The organism is Pseudonocardia xinjiangensis (assembly GCF_012911925.1).
In the GTDB taxonomy this organism is placed as follows: Bacteria; Actinomycetota; Actinomycetes; order Mycobacteriales; family Pseudonocardiaceae; genus Pseudonocardia; species Pseudonocardia xinjiangensis.
This window is the reverse complement of sequence record NZ_JAAXKY010000059.1, coordinates 1-15,811: the sequence shown is the minus strand read 5'-3', so window position 1 is coordinate 15,811 and position 15,811 is coordinate 1. Positions and strand designations below refer to the sequence as shown.

Genomic DNA, 15,811 nt, shown 5'->3' with positions numbered 1-15,811 from the left:
CAGGGTATCCACGGCCCGCGAGAGGGCCGCGTCAGGGATCCCGCAGCTGCTGGCTGGGGAGCTCTCCGCGGGCCATCTTCCCCGCGAGGTCGCGGCGCAGCAGCAGCAGCGCGACCCACACCAGCACGAACACCACGCCCATCACACCCAGGGCCGGCACCAGCAGGCCGCAGGCGACCATCACGACCTGCAGCGCCAGCGCCAGCCGGAGCCCCCACGGTCGCCGCTGCACCCCGGCGGCGACGACCATCGCGACGGCGAGCGCCAGGATCACCCCGACCGCGAGCGGCGTGGCGCCGTCGCCGAACTTCGACAGCACCAGCAGCGAGAGCGCCACCACGATCGACTCCAGGACGAGCGTGGCGGCGAAGACCCCGCGCACGCCCTTCATGGGGTCGGGAACGCTCACAGCGGTTCCTTGGCGAAGAGGGCCCTCACCTCACCGGCCGTGACCACCGAACCGGTGACCACCACGCCCACCCCGGACTCGCCGGCCTCCTCGGCCAGCTCCCCCGCCTGCTCCACGGCCGTGGCCAGCACGGGCTCCACGCTCACCCGGTCGGAGCCGAACACCTCGACGGCGAGCGCGCCGAGCTCGTCGGGGTCCATGACCCGCGGCGAGGAGTTGGCCGTGACGACCACCTCGTGCAGCACCGGCTCGAGCTCCTCGAGGATGCCGCGGACGTCCTTGTCGCGCATCACCGCGAGCACGCCGACGAGCCGGGTGAACCGGAAGTCGGTGGTCAGGGCGGTGGCCAGCGCGCGGGCGCCGGCAGGGTTGTGCGCGGCGTCGATGAGGACGGTGGGCACACCCTGACCTGCCGCGACCCGCTCGAGCCGCCCCGGGGAGGCGACACCGGCGAAGGCGGCGCGCACGGCGTCGGGGTCGAGCGGCTGCCGCGGCCCGGCACCGATGAGCGCCTCGGCCGCGGCGAGCGCCAGCACGGCGTTGCTCGCCTGGTGCTCGCCGTGCAGCGGCAGGAAGATGTCGTCGTAGGTGCCGGCGAGGCCCTGCAGGGTGAGCCGCTGGCCGCCCACCGCGATCTCGCGCTCGCGCACGCCGAACTCGGCGCCCTCCCTGGCCACCTGCGCGTCCACCTCGACGCAGCGCTCCAGCAGCACCTCGGCCACGGCCTTGTCCTGCGCGGCCAGCACGGCCACCGCGCCGGGCTTGATGATCCCGGCCTTCTCCCTGGCGATGCCGAGGATGTCAGTGCCGAGGAACTCCTGGTGGTCGAGCCCGATCGGGGTGATCACCGCGACGTCGCCGTCGGCGACGTTGGTGGCGTCCCAGCGCCCGCCCAGCCCGACCTCGATGACGGCCGCCTCGACCGGCGCGTCGGCGAACGCGGAGAAGCCCATCGCCGTGAGCACCTCGAACTTCGACAGCGTGCCGAGCTTGGCGTCGACCATCTCCGCGAACGGCAGGACGTCCCGGTAGATCTCGACGAAGCGCTCCGGCGTGATCGGCCGGTTGTCGATGGTGATCCGCTCGGTGACCCGCTGCAGGTGCGGGCTCGTGTAGCGGCCGGTGCGCAGACCGATCTCGGTGAGCAGGGCGTCGACCATCCGGGACGTGGACGTCTTCCCGTTGGTGCCGGTCAGATGCACGATCGGGTAGCCGCGGTGCGGGTCGCCGAGCACGTCCACGAGCGCGGCGATCCGCTCCAGCGACGGTTCGATCACCGTCTCCGGCGCCCGCCGGTCGAGCTCGGCGTCGGCGGCGAGGAACTCGGCGAAGCCGATCACCGTCGACTGGGCGGGCACGACGTCAGGACTCTCCCCACCACGGATGGCGTCGAGGACGTGGGAGACCACCGTGTCCTCGGCCAGCTGCTCGGGCGACCGGACCTCGCCCTCGCCCTCGGGCAGCTCGTCGGATGGCGTGCTCATGATGCGGGCAGGGCGGCCAGCCTGGCCTCGATCCGGTCGATGTCGGCGGCGGCCGCGGCGCGCCGTGACCGGATGCCGTCGACGACGTCGGCGGGCGCCTTCTCGACGAACTTGGGGTTGCCCAGCTTCTTGTCCGCCTGGTCGAGCTCCTTCTGCGCGGCGGCCAGGTCGCGCGCCAGCCGCGCACGCTCGGCGGCCACGTCGATGGCGCCCGACGTGTCGATCTCGACGTGGACGGTGCCCCCGGCCAGCCCGACCTCGAACGACGCGGTGGGCGCGAACTGCGCTCCCGGCGGGTCGAGGCGGACCAGCGAGCCGACGGCGGCGCGGTGCGCCCCGAGTCCGGCCTCGTCCAGCCCGACGAGGCGGGCGGCGATCCGGCGGCTGTCGGGGACGCGCTGCTCGGTGCGGAAGCGGCGGACCTCGGTGACCAGCCGCTGCACGTCGAGGACCCGGGCCGTGGCCGCGGCGTCGGTGGACACCCCGGCGTCGACCGGCCAGTCCGCGACGACGACCGACTCCCGGCCGGTGAGCCCCTGCCACAACGCCTCGGTGAGGAACGGGATGACCGGGTGGAGCAGGCGCAGCAGCGCGTCGAGGACGTGCCCGAGGACGGCACGGGTGCCGTCGGCCGTGGCCTCGTCACGCAGCTGGACCTTGGCCAGCTCGACGTACCAGTCGCACAGCTCGTCCCAGGTGAAGTGGTAGAGCCCCTCCACCGCCTTGGCGAACTGGAAGTCCTCCAGCAGCGCGTCGGTCTGCTCGCGGACCTCGCGCAGCCGCCCGAGGATCCAGCGGTCGGCGTCGGTGGGCGCGGCGGGCAGCGGGAGCGCCGGGGACGCCCCGTTGGTGAGGGCGAACCGGGTGGCGTTCCACAGCTTGGTGCCGAAGTTGCGCGACGCCTGGACGGCGTCCTCGCCGATCGGGACGTCGGTGCCCGGGTTGGCTCCGCGCGCCAGCGCGAAGCGCAGGGCGTCGGTGCCGTAGCGGTCCATCCACTCCAGCGGGTCGACCGAGTTGCCGGACGACTTCGACATCTTCTTGCCGAACTGGTCGCGGACCATCCCGTGCAGCGCGATGGTGTGGAACGGGATCGCGTTCTCCGGGCCGCGGTCCTGCATGGCGTAGAGGCCGAACATCATCATCCGGGCGACCCAGAAGAACAGGATGTCGTAGCCCGTGACCAGCACCGACGTGGGATAGAACTTCGCGAGGTCGGGGGTCTCGTCGGGCCAGCCCAGCGTGGAGAACGGCCACAGGGCCGAGGAGAACCACGTGTCGAGGACGTCCTCGTCCTGCGTCCAGCCGGCCGGCGGCTCCTCGTCCGGGCCGACGCAGACCATCTCGCCGTCGGGGCCGTACCAGACCGGGATGCGGTGGCCCCACCACAGCTGCCGGCTGATCGTCCAGTCGTGCATGTTGTCGACCCAGCCGAACCAGCGCGGCTCGAGCTCCTTCGGGTGGACGGCGACGCGGCCGTCGCGGACGGCGTCGCCCGCGGCCTTCGCGAGCGGCGCGACCTTGACGAACCACTGCAGCGACAGCCGCGGCTCGATCGGCTCCTTCGAGCCCCGCGTAGCGTGCCCGACGCTGTGGAGGTAGGGCCGCTTCTCCGCGACGATCCGGCCCTGCGCCGCCAGCGCCTCGCGCACGGCGACGCGCGCCTCGAAGCGGTCCATGCCGTCGAACTCCGTGCCGGTGTTCGCGATCCGGCCGGACTCGTCCATGATCGAGGGCATCGGCAGGTCGTGGCGCCGCCCGATCTCGAAGTCGTTGGGGTCGTGGGCCGGGGTGACCTTGACCGCTCCGGTGCCGAAGCTCGGGTCGACGTGCTCGTCGGCCACGACCTTGATCATGCGCCCGACCAGCGGCAGCTCGATCTCCCGGCCGACGAGGTGCGTGTAGCGCTCGTCGTCGGGATGGACGGCGATGGCGGTGTCGCCGAGCATCGTCTCGACGCGGGTGGTGGCGACCACCACCGAGTCGTCGCCGTCGCCGTAGCGGATGGAGACGAGCTCGCCCTCGACCTCGCGGTGCTCGACCTCGACGTCGGACAGGACGCTGCGCATCTCGGGCGACCAGTTGACCATCCGCTCGGCGCGGTAGATCAGGCCGTCGTCGTAGAGCCGCTTGAAGATGGTGCCGACGGCCCGGCTGAGCCCCTCGTCCATCGTGAACCGCTCGCGCGACCAGTCGACGCTGTCGCCGAGGCGGCGCATCTGGTCGAGGATCTTGCCGCCGTGCTCGGCCTTCCACTGCCAGGTGCGTTCGACGAACGCCTCGCGGCCCATCTCGCGGCGGCTCGTGCCCTCCGCGGCGAGCGCGCGCTCGACCAGCGCGTGGACCGCGATGCTGGCGTGGTCCATGCCGGGCAGCCACAGCGTCTCGTAGCCCTGCATGCGGCGGCGCCGCACCAGGACGTCGATGAGGGTGTGCTCGAAGGCGTGGCCGATGTGCAGGCTGCCCGTGACGTTCGGCGGCGGGATGACGTTGCTGAACGACGGCTTGTCGCTCGACGCGTCGGCGGTGAAGTAACCGGCCTCCACCCACCGCTGGTACATACCGGCCTCTACCTCACCCGGATTCCACTGGGCGGGCAGGTCGGCAGTGCGGGATGGGAGGGTGTCGGTCACCCTTCGAGTCTACGAGCCGCCGTCGACCCGGTTCTCCGCGCACCCACCCCGGGGGGCGGGAGCAGGAGGGCGTGCAGGCGGTGGAAGCCCAGCACCGGGGCCGTCCGGCGCTGCCGCACGAGGCGCAGGTCGAGCGCACGCACCCGCCCGCTGCCGGGCTCGTAGACGCGCCAGCTGTCGGCGTCGAGCACACCGAGCGCCAGTACGTAGTGCCGCGGCACCAGCGAGCCCACGAGCATCGGCACCGGCCGGCCCGCCGCGAGGGCTGCGGTCGCCTCGTCGAGGGCGGCCGTGAGGTCGGCGCGGGACCTGTCGTCCACCAGCCGCACCCGGTAGGGCCCCGCGCCGGGGACGTGCCGGCGCAGCCACCGCACCATCCCCCACGGCGTGGTGCCGAGCGCCCGGGGCCAGAAGCGGTTGGTCTGGCGGTGCACCTGCTGCTGGCGTGCGTCGTACCGGGCGCCGAACCCGCTCGCGACGCCGTGCGCGTCGGCCACGGTCGTGCCGGAGGCGGTGGCCGCACCGGCCACCGCCTCCCCGTCCAGCCGCAGCATCTCGGCGGGGTCGGCCCACGCCGCCAGCGCGACGAGCACGGCGCTGCCGCAGGCCGTCCGGTCCACCTGGTCGAGGCGCGCGTCGCCGCGGCGCTGCTCGCCCATGTGCTCGCCGAGCAGCGGCCTGCGCCCGCCAGCCAGCGGGAGCACCTCCGCGACCCGGCCCGGCTGCCGCGCACCACGCGGGACGAGCGACCGGACCCGCCGCGCCACTCCGCACACCGTCCGCATGCCGCGATCCTCCCTGCGGACGGCCCGATGCGCACCTCCCCGGGATTTTCCGGGGCTCGCCGTCAGCGCGCCGCGGTCAGCGCCCTCGACCAGAGCTCCCCGCCGTCCTGGGCTCGCAGCGTCACCCGCAGCTCACCGCCGCCGGGAGCGACCTCGACCTCACCGAAGTGCTGGAATCCCTCCATCGGGGAGGCGTTCGCCACCGGGGGCGTCCGCGAGAACACGACCTCGGGGCCGAACGTGGAGTCCATCGCGTTGGGTCCGAACGCCCCGGCGTTCAGTGGCCCGGAGACGAACTCCCAGAACTCGTCGAACTCCGTGAAGGCCGCCCGGGAGGGCGAGTAGTTGATCGCCGCCGTGTAGTGCACGTCGGCGGTCAGCCAGACGACGTTGCGCACCTTGCGGTTCTTGAGCTGGGTCAGTACCCAGGCGATCTCCGCCTCGCGCCCGCTCGGCGGGCCCGCGACGCCGTTGGCGACGGCCTCCCACGCCGTGCCGTCGGGCACCTGGATGCCGATCGGCATGTCCGACGCGACGATCTTCCAGGTGGCCTTCGACGAGGCGAGCCCGTCGACCAGCCACTGCGCCTGCTTCTCGCCGAGGATCCGCTCCATCGGCGCGGTGTTGGCGTCGTTGGCGTCGCGGTAGGTCCGCATGTCGATGACGAAGACCTCGACGTGCGGGCCGTAGGGCAGGCGCCGGTAGACCCGCCCGTCCACCGCGCGGCGCGGGTCGAGCGGCACCCACTCGTGGAAGGCCTGGAACGCCCGCTTCGCGAGCACGTCGACGCGCTTCTCCGTGTAGCGGTCGTCGGTGATCACCTCACCGGGGTACCAGTTGTTGAGGACCTCGTGGTCGTCCCACTGGTTGATCCGCGGCACGGCAGCGCTGAACGCGCGCACGTTGTCGTCGAGCATGTTGTAGGCGTGCTGCCCGCGGTACTCGGCGAGCGTCTCGGCCACCTTGGCCTTCTCCGGCGTCACGACGTTGCGCCACGTCCGGCCGTCGGGGAGCGTGACGGTCTCGGTGAGCGGGTTGTCGGCGTAGATGGTGTCGCCGCTGTGGATGAAGAAGTCCGGGTCGCGGTCGGCCATCGCCGCGAAGATCCGCATGCCGCCGAGGTCCGGGTTGATGCCGAAGCCCTGGCCGACGACGTCGCCCGACCACACGAAGCGGACGCCGTCGCGCTTGCCGGGCAGCGTGCGGAACGAGCCGCTCACGGCCTCGCTGACGCTGCGGTTGTCGAGGTCCTCGGCCGTGACGCGGTAGTGCACGGTGCGCCCGCCCGCAGGCACACGCAGCTTGCCCGTGAAGTCGGTGTCCGGGGTCAGGACCGGGCCGCGCAGGGTGCGGGAGTCACGGAACTCCGGGTTGTCGGCCACCTCGACGACCATCCGGGACGGGCGGTCGGCTCGTGCCCAGACCAGTCCGGAGCCGGCCAGCACGTCCCCGGACTGGACGCCGTGGGTGAGCACGGGGCGGTCCGGACGGGCGAGGGCGGGAGCGGCGAACGCGGGAGCGGCACTGCCCAGCGGTACGGCGGCGGCGAGGCCACCGATCGCGGCGGTGCGGAGCAGGGTGCGGCGGTCGAGGTGTGGGGAGCGCATGGCAGGCATGCAATCCGATCGGGTGAACCGGACGCCGGATCGTCGAGGGGACGGGCAGGTGAACACTCCCCGTCCGGTGCCGCGAGCTACTCCCCCGCGCGGACCTCGCGGCGGTCCAGCCGCCAGGACACCAGAGCCACCGCGATCGCCGCGGCCGCGAGCAGCACCCCGAGGTAGGCCGGGGCCGTCAAACCCCACCCTGCCCCGATCGCCAGGCCGCCCAGCGCGGGCCCGAGCGAGTTGCCCACGTTGAACGCCGAGGTGTTGGTCGCGCTCGCCAGCGTTGGCGCGGCACCCGCCAGGGCGAACACCCGCGCGTTGAGCGGGGCCCCCGCGATGAACGCGACGGCTCCGAGCAGCACCACGAGCCCGACGACGACCACCGGCTCCGGCGCGAACAGCCCGATCAGCCCGAGCAGCACACCCGCTGCGGTGAGGCCACCGAACAGCGTGGGCCACGGGTACGGGTCGGCCAGCCTGCCGCCGACCACCACGCCGACGAGGCTCCCGAGCCCGAAGCCGAGCAGCACCCCGGGCACCCAGCGCTCGTCCAGACCCGTGACGTCGGTGAGCAGCGGCGCGATGTAGCTGAACGCGCCGATCATGGCCGACTGGTACAGCGCGGTGGTGCCCAGCGCGAGCCAGAGCCTGCCGCGGCGGAACGCGGCGAGCTCGGCGGCCAACCGGGGTGCGGTGCCACCCGCCGTCCGGCGCGGGACGCTCAGCACCACCCCGACGGCGCTCACGGCGGCCAGCGCACCGACCGCCCAGAACGCCGAGCGCCAGCCGAACTGCTGCCCCACGAGCGTGCCGAGCGGCACCCCGGCGACGTTCGCGACGGTCAGCCCGCCGAGCAGCACCGACAGGGACATGGCACGCAGCTCCGGCGCCACCACGGACACCGTGACCACGGCCGCCACCGCCCAGAACGCGCCCGTCGCGACGGCCGTGACCACCCGGGCGACGAGCAGCACCCCGTACTCCGGCGAGAGCGCGCTGACCACGTGCCCGACGACGAACACGGCGAGCGCGGCCAGCAGCGTGGTGCGCCGCGGCAGCCGCAACGTCAGCACGGCCATCGCGGGAGCGCCGACGATCATCCCGACCGCGAACGCCGAGATGAGGTAGCCGGCCTCGGGGATGCCGACCCTCAGGTCGGCGGCCAGTCGGGGCAGCAGCCCGGCGATCATGAACTCGCTGGTGCCGAGCGCGAAGATGCTCAGCGCCAGCACCGGGACGACCCGCGGGATGCGGGCGGGCAGTGACGGTGCGGCGACACCCGGCACGGTTCCCCCTTCGGTGCGAGACCGTCGATCACAACCAGCCACACTCGCCCCGGATTCCGCGGAACCGCGCGACCCCGTGGCACAGTGCACCTATGACCCAGATCGCTCCCGAGATCCGCGCGTTCCTCACCGAGGGCACGCGCACCGGCAAGCTGGGGTTCGTCGCCGCCGACGGACGGCCACTGGTGGCTCCGGTGTGGTTCGTGGTGGAGGGTCCCGACGACGCCCCCGAACTGGTGTTCAACACGGGCGCGGACACCGCGAAGGGCCGTGCGGTCGCGCGCGACCCCCGCATCGTGATCTGCGTGGACCTCGAGGAGCCGCCCTACGCGTTCGTGCAGGTGCAGGGCGAGGCGACGGTGTCGGAGGACCCCGACGAGCTCCTGCGCACCGCCACGGCGATCGCCGCCCGCTACGTGGGCGCCGACCGCGCCGAGGAGTTCGGGAAGCGCAACGGCGTGCCTGGTGAGCTGGTGGTGCGCCTGCGCCCCACGAAGGTGGTCGCCGCGCTGGACATGCTCGGGACGTGAGGGCGGGTCAGGCTCGCTTCGACTGGTCGCCCGCCGCGATGCCGCGCTCGCTGTCGCTGTCCCAGCCCTCGGCCAGCCTGCTGATCTTCTGGGAGTAGTCGCGGGCGGCGACCGCGGGGTCGTCGGCCCGCCCGGCCGCGACTCCGACCAGGAATGCCGTGACGGGTGCACCCGGGCGGCTGACGCCGTGGGCGACATCGGAGGTCAGGTCGAGCACCAGGTCGGTGGTGGCTGCGCTGTCCAGCGCCTCCTCCAGTCCCAGCTCCCGCGCCACCGCGGTGACCCACTCGGACAGGGCGTTCGCATCGCTGCTCGGGCTCACGTGCCCGACCCTATCCGCGGGACCGCGGTGGCGCGCGGTGGGTCGATCAGCCGAACAGGGCGGGGATCTTGATCACGAGCTGGTACAGGCCGTAGCAGAGCGGAATGAGCACCCACAGCCAGGCGACGACGGCGCCCACCCACTGCAGGGGGCCCCACTCGGGCCCGGAGTCCCCGGTGACGTTCTCCGCCGTGCTCATGCGCGTACTCCTGCCGTGGTCGCCGACTCACCGGAGACCGGCTCGTGGAACTTCTCGTTCACCGGGCGGATCAGCTCGTTGCAGATGAACCCGATGACCAGCAGACCGATCATGATCATGAATGCCGGCGTGTACCGGCCGGGCCCCTGCACCCCCGCCTCGATCCGCGCATCCGCGATGGCGTTGACGATGAGCGGGCCCAGCACGCCTGCCGTGGACCACGCCGTGAGCAGCCGCCCGTGGATCGCGCCCACCTGGTAGGTGCCGAACAGGTCGCGCAGGTACGCAGGCACCGTGGCGAAGCCCGCCCCGTAGAAGGACAGGATGAAGATCGCGCAGATCAGGAAGACGACCCGGTTGGTGTTGGTCGTGAGCGTGACCGTCAAATACAGCAGCGCGCCGACACCGAGGTAGATCCGGTACATGTTCTTGCGGCCCAGGTAGTCCGACAGCGAGGACCACAGGATGCGGCCGAGCGAGTTGGCCAGCGACAGGATGGACACGAACCCGACGGCCGCGGCCGCGATCGTCGTGGCGGGCGAGCTGCCGCTGAAGAAGTCGACGAAGATCGGGCTGGCGCGCTCGAGGATGCCGATCCCTGCGGTGACGTTGAAGCACAGCACCACCCACAGCAGCCAGAACTGCGGCGTCTTGATCGCGTTGCGCGCCGAGACGTTCCCACGGCTGATGAGCGTGCCCTGCCGGGCCTGGGACGAGTCCCAGCCCGCGGGCTTCCAGTTCTCCGGGGGCACGCGGATCAGCAGCCACCCGACGGACATGAACACCGCGTAGATCAGGCCCATCACCAGGAACGTCATCGCGATGCCGTGGACATCCGGGTCACTGCCGGAACCGCCGAACGCCGCGAGCAGCTGGCTGGTGAGCGGCGAGGCGATGAGAGCACCACCGCCGAAGCCCATGATCGCGATGCCCGTGGCGAGACCCGGCCGGTCCGGGAACCACTTGATCAGGGTGGACACCGGCGAGATGTAGCCGATGCCTAGCCCGATGCCGCCCACGAAGCCGTAGCCGACCACGACCAGCCAGTACTGCGAGAAGTACAGGCCCAGTGCGGAGATCAGGAACCCGGCGACGAAGCACGCCGACGCCACGACCATCGCCCAGCGCGGCCCGTTGGCGTCGACCTTCGTGCCGAAGAGTGCGGCCGACACGCCGAGCATGATGATGGCCAGCGTGAACGGCAGTGCGCTCTGGACACCCGAGATGCCGAGCCCGGCCTCCAGCGGCGGCTTGAAGACGCTCCACGCGTAGGCCTGGCCGATGGCCAGGTGGATCGACAGAGCCGCGGGCGGGATGAGCCACCGACTCCATCCCGGGGGAGCGACGATCCGCTCCCGTTGGAGAAACCCAGCAGCCATGACGGTCCCCTTGCCTTGAGCACACTTTGCGCCCAGAACTTAGGAGGATCTTATTGCATATGCAACTCGCGCACGGGGTTTGACCAGGACATATGAGGCAACCCCGACCTTCCGGTCAAGATCTTCCCAAGAGCTGCCCAAGATCCGCTACGACGAGCGTCCACGCCGATACGGGAGGTGGAACGCCGAACGCCGGCCCCGCGACGCGGGACCGGCGTTCGGGCCGTGCGATGAGCTCAGGCGGAACGTTCCCGCCGCTCGCGGCGCGGGGGAACCCGCGGCACGATCGTGGGGTTCACGTTCTCGCGCACCGTCTGCTCGGTGACGACGACCTTGGCCACGTCGTCGCGGCTCGGGATGTCGTACATGACCGGCAGCAGTACCTCTTCCATGATCGCCCGCAGGCCGCGGGCACCGGTGCCGCGCAGGATGGCCTGGTCGGCCACCGCCTCCAGCGCGTCGGCGGTGAACTCCAGCTCCACGCCGTCCATCTCGAACAGCTTGTGGTACTGCTTCACCAGTGCGTTGCGCGGCTCGGTGAGGATCTTGACGAGGGCTTCCTTGTCGAGCGAGGTGACCGAGGCGACCACGGGCAGCCGGCCGATGAACTCGGGGATCAGGCCGAACTTGATGAGGTCCTCCGGCATGGTGTCGCCGAAGCTCTCGGCCGACTCCAGGTCGTTCTTCGAGCGGATCTCCGCACCGAAGCCCAGACCGCGACGCCCCACCCGGTCGCCGATGATCTTCTCGAGGCCCGCGAAGGCCCCGGCCACGATGAACAGCACGTTCGTCGTGTCGATCTGGATGAACTCCTGGTGGGGGTGCTTGCGTCCACCCTGCGGCGGAACGCTCGCCGTGGTGCCCTCGAGGATCTTCAGCAGCGCCTGCTGCACACCCTCACCGGAGACGTCGCGCGTGATCGACGGGTTCTCCGACTTGCGGGCGATCTTGTCGACCTCGTCGATGTAGATGATCCCGGTCTCGGCCCGCTTGACGTCGTAGTCGGCCGCCTGGATGAGCTTGAGCAGGATGTTCTCGACATCCTCGCCCACGTAACCCGCCTCGGTGAGCGCCGTGGCGTCGGCGATCGCGAACGGGACGTTGAGCAGCTTCGCCAGCGTCTGCGCGAGATAGGTCTTGCCGCAGCCGGTGGGGCCGAGCATGAGGATGTTGGACTTCGCGAGCTCGACGCCATCGCCGTCGGCCCCGCGTGCCTTGTCGCCCGCCTGGATGCGCTTGTAGTGGTTGTAGACAGCCACGGAGAGCGTGCGCTTCGTCTGGCTCTGCCCGACGACGTACTGGTCGAGGAAGTCGTGGATCTCGGCGGGCTTGGGGAGCTCGTCGAGCTTCACCTCACCGGCCTCCGCCAGCTCTTCCTCGATGATCTCGTTGCAGAGATCGATGCACTCGTCGCAGATGTAGACGCCAGGACCGGCGATCAGTTTCTTGACCTGTTTCTGGCTCTTCCCGCAGAACGAGCACTTGAGCAGGTCACCGCCGTCGCCGATGCGTGCCATGAGTGCAGACCCCAAATCCCATCTAGCGCTACCCCGTCCGGCGGGCCCGGTAGGAGCGTTCTCGTGACGGTACCCGTCGAACGCGTCCCCCGGGGAGCTTCAGCGCACCCTGAATCGTGGACGTGTCGGCGGACGGTCGGCGTCGAGGGTCGACGAACGGACCCCGACGCGCAACCGCGCCTTCTCTCTTGAGTCAGACAGCCGAAAGCTTGCGGCTCTGGATGATCTCGTCGACGATGCCGTAGTCCTTGGCCTCTTCGGCCGTGAGGATCTTGTCGCGCTCGATGTCCTCGCGGACCTGCTCGGGGGTGCGACCGCTGTGCTTGGCGAGCGTGGTCTCGAGCAGCCGCCGCATCCGCGAGATCTCCGCGGCCTGGATCTCGAGGTCGGACACCTGACCGTAGATGCTCTCCACGGCGGGCTGGTGGATCAGGATCCGCGCGTTCTGCACGGCGAGCCTGCGGCCCGGGGTGCCGGCGGCGAGCAGCACGGCCGCAGCCGACGCGGCCTGCCCGAGGCAGACCGTCTGGATGTCGGGCCGGATGAACTGCATCGTGTCGTAGATCGCCATCAGCGACGTGAACGAGCCGCCGGGCGAATTGATGTACATGCTGATCTCGCGGTCCGGGTCGGCCGACTCCAGGCACAGCAGCTGCGCCATGACGTCGTTGGCCGACGCATCGTCGATCTGCACGCCGAGGAAGATGATGCGCTCCTCGAACAGCTTGTTGTACGGGTTGGACTCCTTCACCCCGTAGCTGGTGCGCTCGACGAACGACGGCAGGACGTAACGGGACTGTGCGCCCTCGGGCGCGCGGCCCCCGGGCATCTCGAACCTGGTCACCGGGCACTCCCGTTCTCACTGACCGCGTCCGGCAGCTGGCCGGCGCGGGAGATCACGTGGTCGACGAATCCGTACTCCAGCGCCTCCTGCGCGGAGAACCACCGGTCGCGGTCGAAGTCGGCGGTGATCTTCTCGACCGGCTGGCCGGTGTGCCCGGCGATCAGCTCGGCCATCTCGCGCTTGTGACGCTTGAACAGCTCGGCCTGGATGGAGATGTCGGACTCGGTGCCGCCCACACCCGCCGAGGGCTGGTGCATGAGGATCTGGCAGTGCGGGAGCGCATAACGCTTGCCACGGGCGCCCGCGGAGAGCAGGAACTGCCCCATCGAGGCGGCCAGCCCCATCGCGTAGGTGGCCACGTCGCACTCGATGAATTCCATCGTGTCGAAGATGGCCATACCGGCGGTCACCGAACCGCCCGGCGAGTTGATGTACAGCGCGATGTCGGCCGTCGGGTCCTCGGCCGAGAGGAGCAGCATCTGCGCCGCGATCCGGTTGGCGATGTCGTCGTCGACCTGCTGGCCGAGCACGATGATCCGCTGCTGCAACAGCCGCTCGTAGACCGAGTCGGACAACGTCATCGACGCGGGCGCACCCCGTCGCATGTCCGCTCCGTAGGTACGGTCCGCGCTACGCGGGCCGGTGTCCTGTGGGCTCACTTCACCCTGCCTTCTGCTGGTCAGCTCGCGTGTTTGGTCGGGTTCGACCCTACGCGGACGGGCGGTCCGCCCGCCGCGTACGGCCGGGTTGTTCGCTGTAGGCGTGGCGGAGCCGGACTCAGGAGCCGGCGGGGGTCTTGTCCCCCGTGGCCTCCGAGCCGGGCGCGGCACCGTCGGCCGGGGTCTCGCTGGTCGCGTTCTCGTCGGCCGCGTTCTCCTCGGACGGGTTCTCGTCCGACGGGGTCTCGTCGGCCGCGTCCACCACCTGCGGCGTCTCGTCGTCGTCACCGAGCAGCTCGGAGAGGTCGACGGGCCGGCCCGAGGCGTCGGTGACGGTGGCCGCCCGCACCGCCTGGATCAGCGCCTTGCTGCGCCGCACGTCGGCATAGATCGCGCCGAGCTGGCCCGCCTCCTGGATGCGCTGCACGAACTCCTCGGGCGGCATCTGGTACTGCTGCGCCTGGAAGACGATGCGCTCGGTGAGCTCCTGGTCGTTGACCGAGACCTCCTCGGCGTCGGCCAGCGCGTCGAGCACGAGGCGGGTGCGGACCGACTTCTCCGACTCCTCCTTGGCCTCGGTGTCGAACTCCTCGCGCGTGCGGCCCTGCGACTCGAGGAACTGCGCGAAGCGCTCCTCGTCGTGGTCGAAGCCGTGGACGGCGTCGTGCACGCGGGACTCGACCTCGGCGGCCACGACGCTCTCCGGCAGCGGCACGTCGGTGGCCTCCACCAGCGCGTCGAGCACCTTGTCGCGGGCCTGCGTGACCTGCTCCATCCGGCGCACCCGGCCCAGGCGCTCACGCAGGTCGGCGGTGAGCTCCTCCAGCGTGTCGAACTCGCTGGCGAGCTGGGCGAACTCGTCGTCGGCCTCGGGGAGCTGACGCTCCTTCACCGCGGTGACCGTGACGGTGACCTCGGCATCCTGGTCGGCGAACTCGCCGGCCACCAGGCGCGAGGTGAACGTGGCGGACTCGCCTGCCGACAGGCCCTCGATCGCCTCGTCGATGCCGTCGATCAGGCCGCCCTGGCCCACCTGGTAGGAGAACCCGGTGGTGGTGGCCTCCTCGACGGGCTTGCCGTCGACGCTGGCCGACAGGTCGATGAGGACGAAGTCGTCCTTGCCGGCGGCCCGCTCCACGCCGGTGAGCGTGCCGAAGCGGGCCCGCAGGTTCTCCAGCTGCTCGTCGACGTCGGTGTCGGTGACCTCGACGTCGTCGACGGACACGGCGACCGAGTCGAGCTCGGGCAGCGTGATCTCCGGCCGGACGTCGACCTCCGCGGTGAACGCGAGCTTGTCGCCGTCGGCGATCTCGGTGACCTCGATGTCCGGGCGCCCGATCGGGGTGACCTCACCCGCGGCGCTGACGGCCTCGGTGTACTTGGCCGGCACGGCGCCGTTGACGACCTCCTCGAGCACCACGCCGCGGCCCAGCCGCGCCTCGATGATTCGGGCGGGCACCTTGCCCGGGCGGAACCCGGGCACCCGGACCTGCTGCGCGATCTTCTTGTAGGCGCGGTCGAAGTCCGGCTTCAGCTCGTCGAACGGCACCTCGACGTTGATCCGGACTCGCGTCGGGCTCAGCCGCTCGACGGTGCTCTTCACGGTGGGGTACTCCTCGGTGCTGGGCAGTGTCGGGACACACGACGCGGACGGTGCGGGCCGCAGGCGAGGTGGGTCCTCAGGCGTACCCGGTCGCAGCGCCGGAGGGCGCGCGGCCGGTCGTTCCCGCGAGTCTAGGCGAGGCGGCGCGGCGCACCGCGTCCGGCCACCGCAGGCGCTCCCTAGAGCGGCGTTGCGGGGCCGGCCACCACGTCGGAGAAGGTGACGTCCACGGCGACCGGCCCGAGCAGCCCCCGGACCACGGCGCCGAGCTCGGCGGCCAGCTGCGGCAGCGGCGTGCCGTACCGCGCGACGACGGCCAGCGCGACCGGTTCGCCGTCGACCCCGATCCGGACCCCCAGGACACGGCCGCCCGCCAGGTAGGAGGCGACAGTGCCGAACGGGCCGCCGTCGAGGCTCTCGACGGCGGGATGGGCGAGCACGGCCGCCGCGAGCTGGGCCGGGTCGCCGGACAGGGACATCGCAGCAGGCTACGGCTAGCGTGTCCGTGGTGGCAGGAACCCGGGGTGGGGCAGTGACCCGGGGTGGGCCGGCAC

General features: G+C 71.4%; 15 protein-coding genes. 1 reads left to right on the top strand and 14 read right to left on the bottom strand.

What is annotated here, in order from left to right; all coding sequences use genetic code 11:
• Positions 1–31: 31 nt before the first annotated feature.
• The 6 genes from HF577_RS18630 to HF577_RS18605 form a co-directional block, all read right to left on the bottom strand.
• Positions 32–409 (bottom strand): DUF4233 domain-containing protein, encoded by a 378-nt coding sequence (locus tag HF577_RS18630; RefSeq protein WP_312859221.1) that lies wholly within the window; start codon positions 407–409, stop codon positions 32–34.
• Entirely contained in the window at positions 406–1,893 is a 1,488-nt protein-coding gene (locus tag HF577_RS18625; protein WP_169397165.1) for a bifunctional folylpolyglutamate synthase/dihydrofolate synthase, read from the bottom strand. Before HF577_RS18625 ends, HF577_RS18630 begins: the two co-directional genes overlap by 4 nt.
• Positions 1,890–4,526, bottom strand: a complete 2,637-nt coding sequence (locus HF577_RS18620; protein WP_169397164.1) for a valine--tRNA ligase — start codon at positions 4,524–4,526, stop codon at positions 1,890–1,892. The genes HF577_RS18625 and HF577_RS18620 overlap by 4 nt, the downstream gene beginning before the upstream one ends.
• Positions 4,523–5,311 (bottom strand): hypothetical protein, encoded by a 789-nt coding sequence (locus HF577_RS18615; RefSeq protein WP_169397163.1) that lies wholly within the window; start codon positions 5,309–5,311, stop codon positions 4,523–4,525. The genes HF577_RS18620 and HF577_RS18615 overlap by 4 nt, the downstream gene beginning before the upstream one ends.
• A 62-nt stretch (positions 5,312–5,373) precedes the next feature.
• Entirely contained in the window at positions 5,374–6,918 is a 1,545-nt protein-coding gene (locus HF577_RS18610) for an alkaline phosphatase D family protein (protein WP_169397162.1), read from the bottom strand.
• Positions 6,919–7,004: 86 nt separating this feature from the next.
• On the bottom strand, positions 7,005–8,204 hold the full coding sequence (locus tag HF577_RS18605; protein ID WP_169397161.1) for a Cmx/CmrA family chloramphenicol efflux MFS transporter: 1,200 nt from the start codon (positions 8,202–8,204) through the stop codon (positions 7,005–7,007).
• Positions 8,205–8,296: 92 nt separating this feature from the next.
• Here HF577_RS18605 and HF577_RS18600 point away from each other — a divergent pair, with 92 nt between their 5' ends.
• Positions 8,297–8,734: a PPOX class F420-dependent oxidoreductase gene (locus HF577_RS18600; protein WP_169397160.1), complete on the top strand. Its 438-nt coding sequence runs from the start codon at positions 8,297–8,299 to the stop codon at positions 8,732–8,734.
• 7 nt (positions 8,735–8,741) lie between these two features.
• Here HF577_RS18600 and HF577_RS37535 read toward each other — a convergent pair whose 3' ends face one another.
• The 8 genes from HF577_RS37535 to HF577_RS18560 form a co-directional block, all read right to left on the bottom strand.
• Positions 8,742–9,056 (bottom strand): DUF6457 domain-containing protein, encoded by a 315-nt coding sequence (locus HF577_RS37535; RefSeq protein ID WP_211174474.1) that lies wholly within the window; start codon positions 9,054–9,056, stop codon positions 8,742–8,744.
• A 46-nt stretch (positions 9,057–9,102) separates the two neighbouring features.
• Positions 9,103–9,255 (bottom strand): MFS transporter small subunit, encoded by a 153-nt coding sequence (locus tag HF577_RS18590; protein WP_169397154.1) that lies wholly within the window; start codon positions 9,253–9,255, stop codon positions 9,103–9,105.
• Positions 9,252–10,634, bottom strand: a complete 1,383-nt coding sequence (locus tag HF577_RS18585; RefSeq protein ID WP_169397159.1) for an L-lactate MFS transporter — start codon at positions 10,632–10,634, stop codon at positions 9,252–9,254. Before HF577_RS18585 ends, HF577_RS18590 begins: the two co-directional genes overlap by 4 nt.
• Before the next feature lie 236 nt (positions 10,635–10,870).
• On the bottom strand, positions 10,871–12,151 hold the full coding sequence (clpX, locus tag HF577_RS18580; protein ID WP_169397158.1) for an ATP-dependent Clp protease ATP-binding subunit ClpX: 1,281 nt from the start codon (positions 12,149–12,151) through the stop codon (positions 10,871–10,873).
• Between the two features lie 193 nt (positions 12,152–12,344).
• A complete protein-coding gene (locus HF577_RS18575; RefSeq protein ID WP_407692217.1) occupies positions 12,345–12,995 on the bottom strand; it encodes an ATP-dependent Clp protease proteolytic subunit in 651 nt (216 codons plus the stop codon).
• The gene (locus HF577_RS18570) at positions 12,992–13,600 is read right to left on the bottom strand and encodes an ATP-dependent Clp protease proteolytic subunit (RefSeq protein ID WP_169397157.1); all 609 of its coding nucleotides are present in this window, start codon (positions 13,598–13,600) and stop codon (positions 12,992–12,994) included. The genes HF577_RS18575 and HF577_RS18570 overlap by 4 nt, the downstream gene beginning before the upstream one ends.
• 172 nt (positions 13,601–13,772) lie before the next feature.
• A complete protein-coding gene (gene tig / locus HF577_RS18565; RefSeq protein WP_169397156.1) occupies positions 13,773–15,257 on the bottom strand; it encodes a trigger factor in 1,485 nt (494 codons plus the stop codon).
• Between the two features lie 179 nt (positions 15,258–15,436).
• On the bottom strand, positions 15,437–15,736 hold the full coding sequence (locus HF577_RS18560) for a hypothetical protein (RefSeq protein ID WP_169397155.1): 300 nt from the start codon (positions 15,734–15,736) through the stop codon (positions 15,437–15,439).
• Positions 15,737–15,811: the final 75 nt, after the last annotated feature.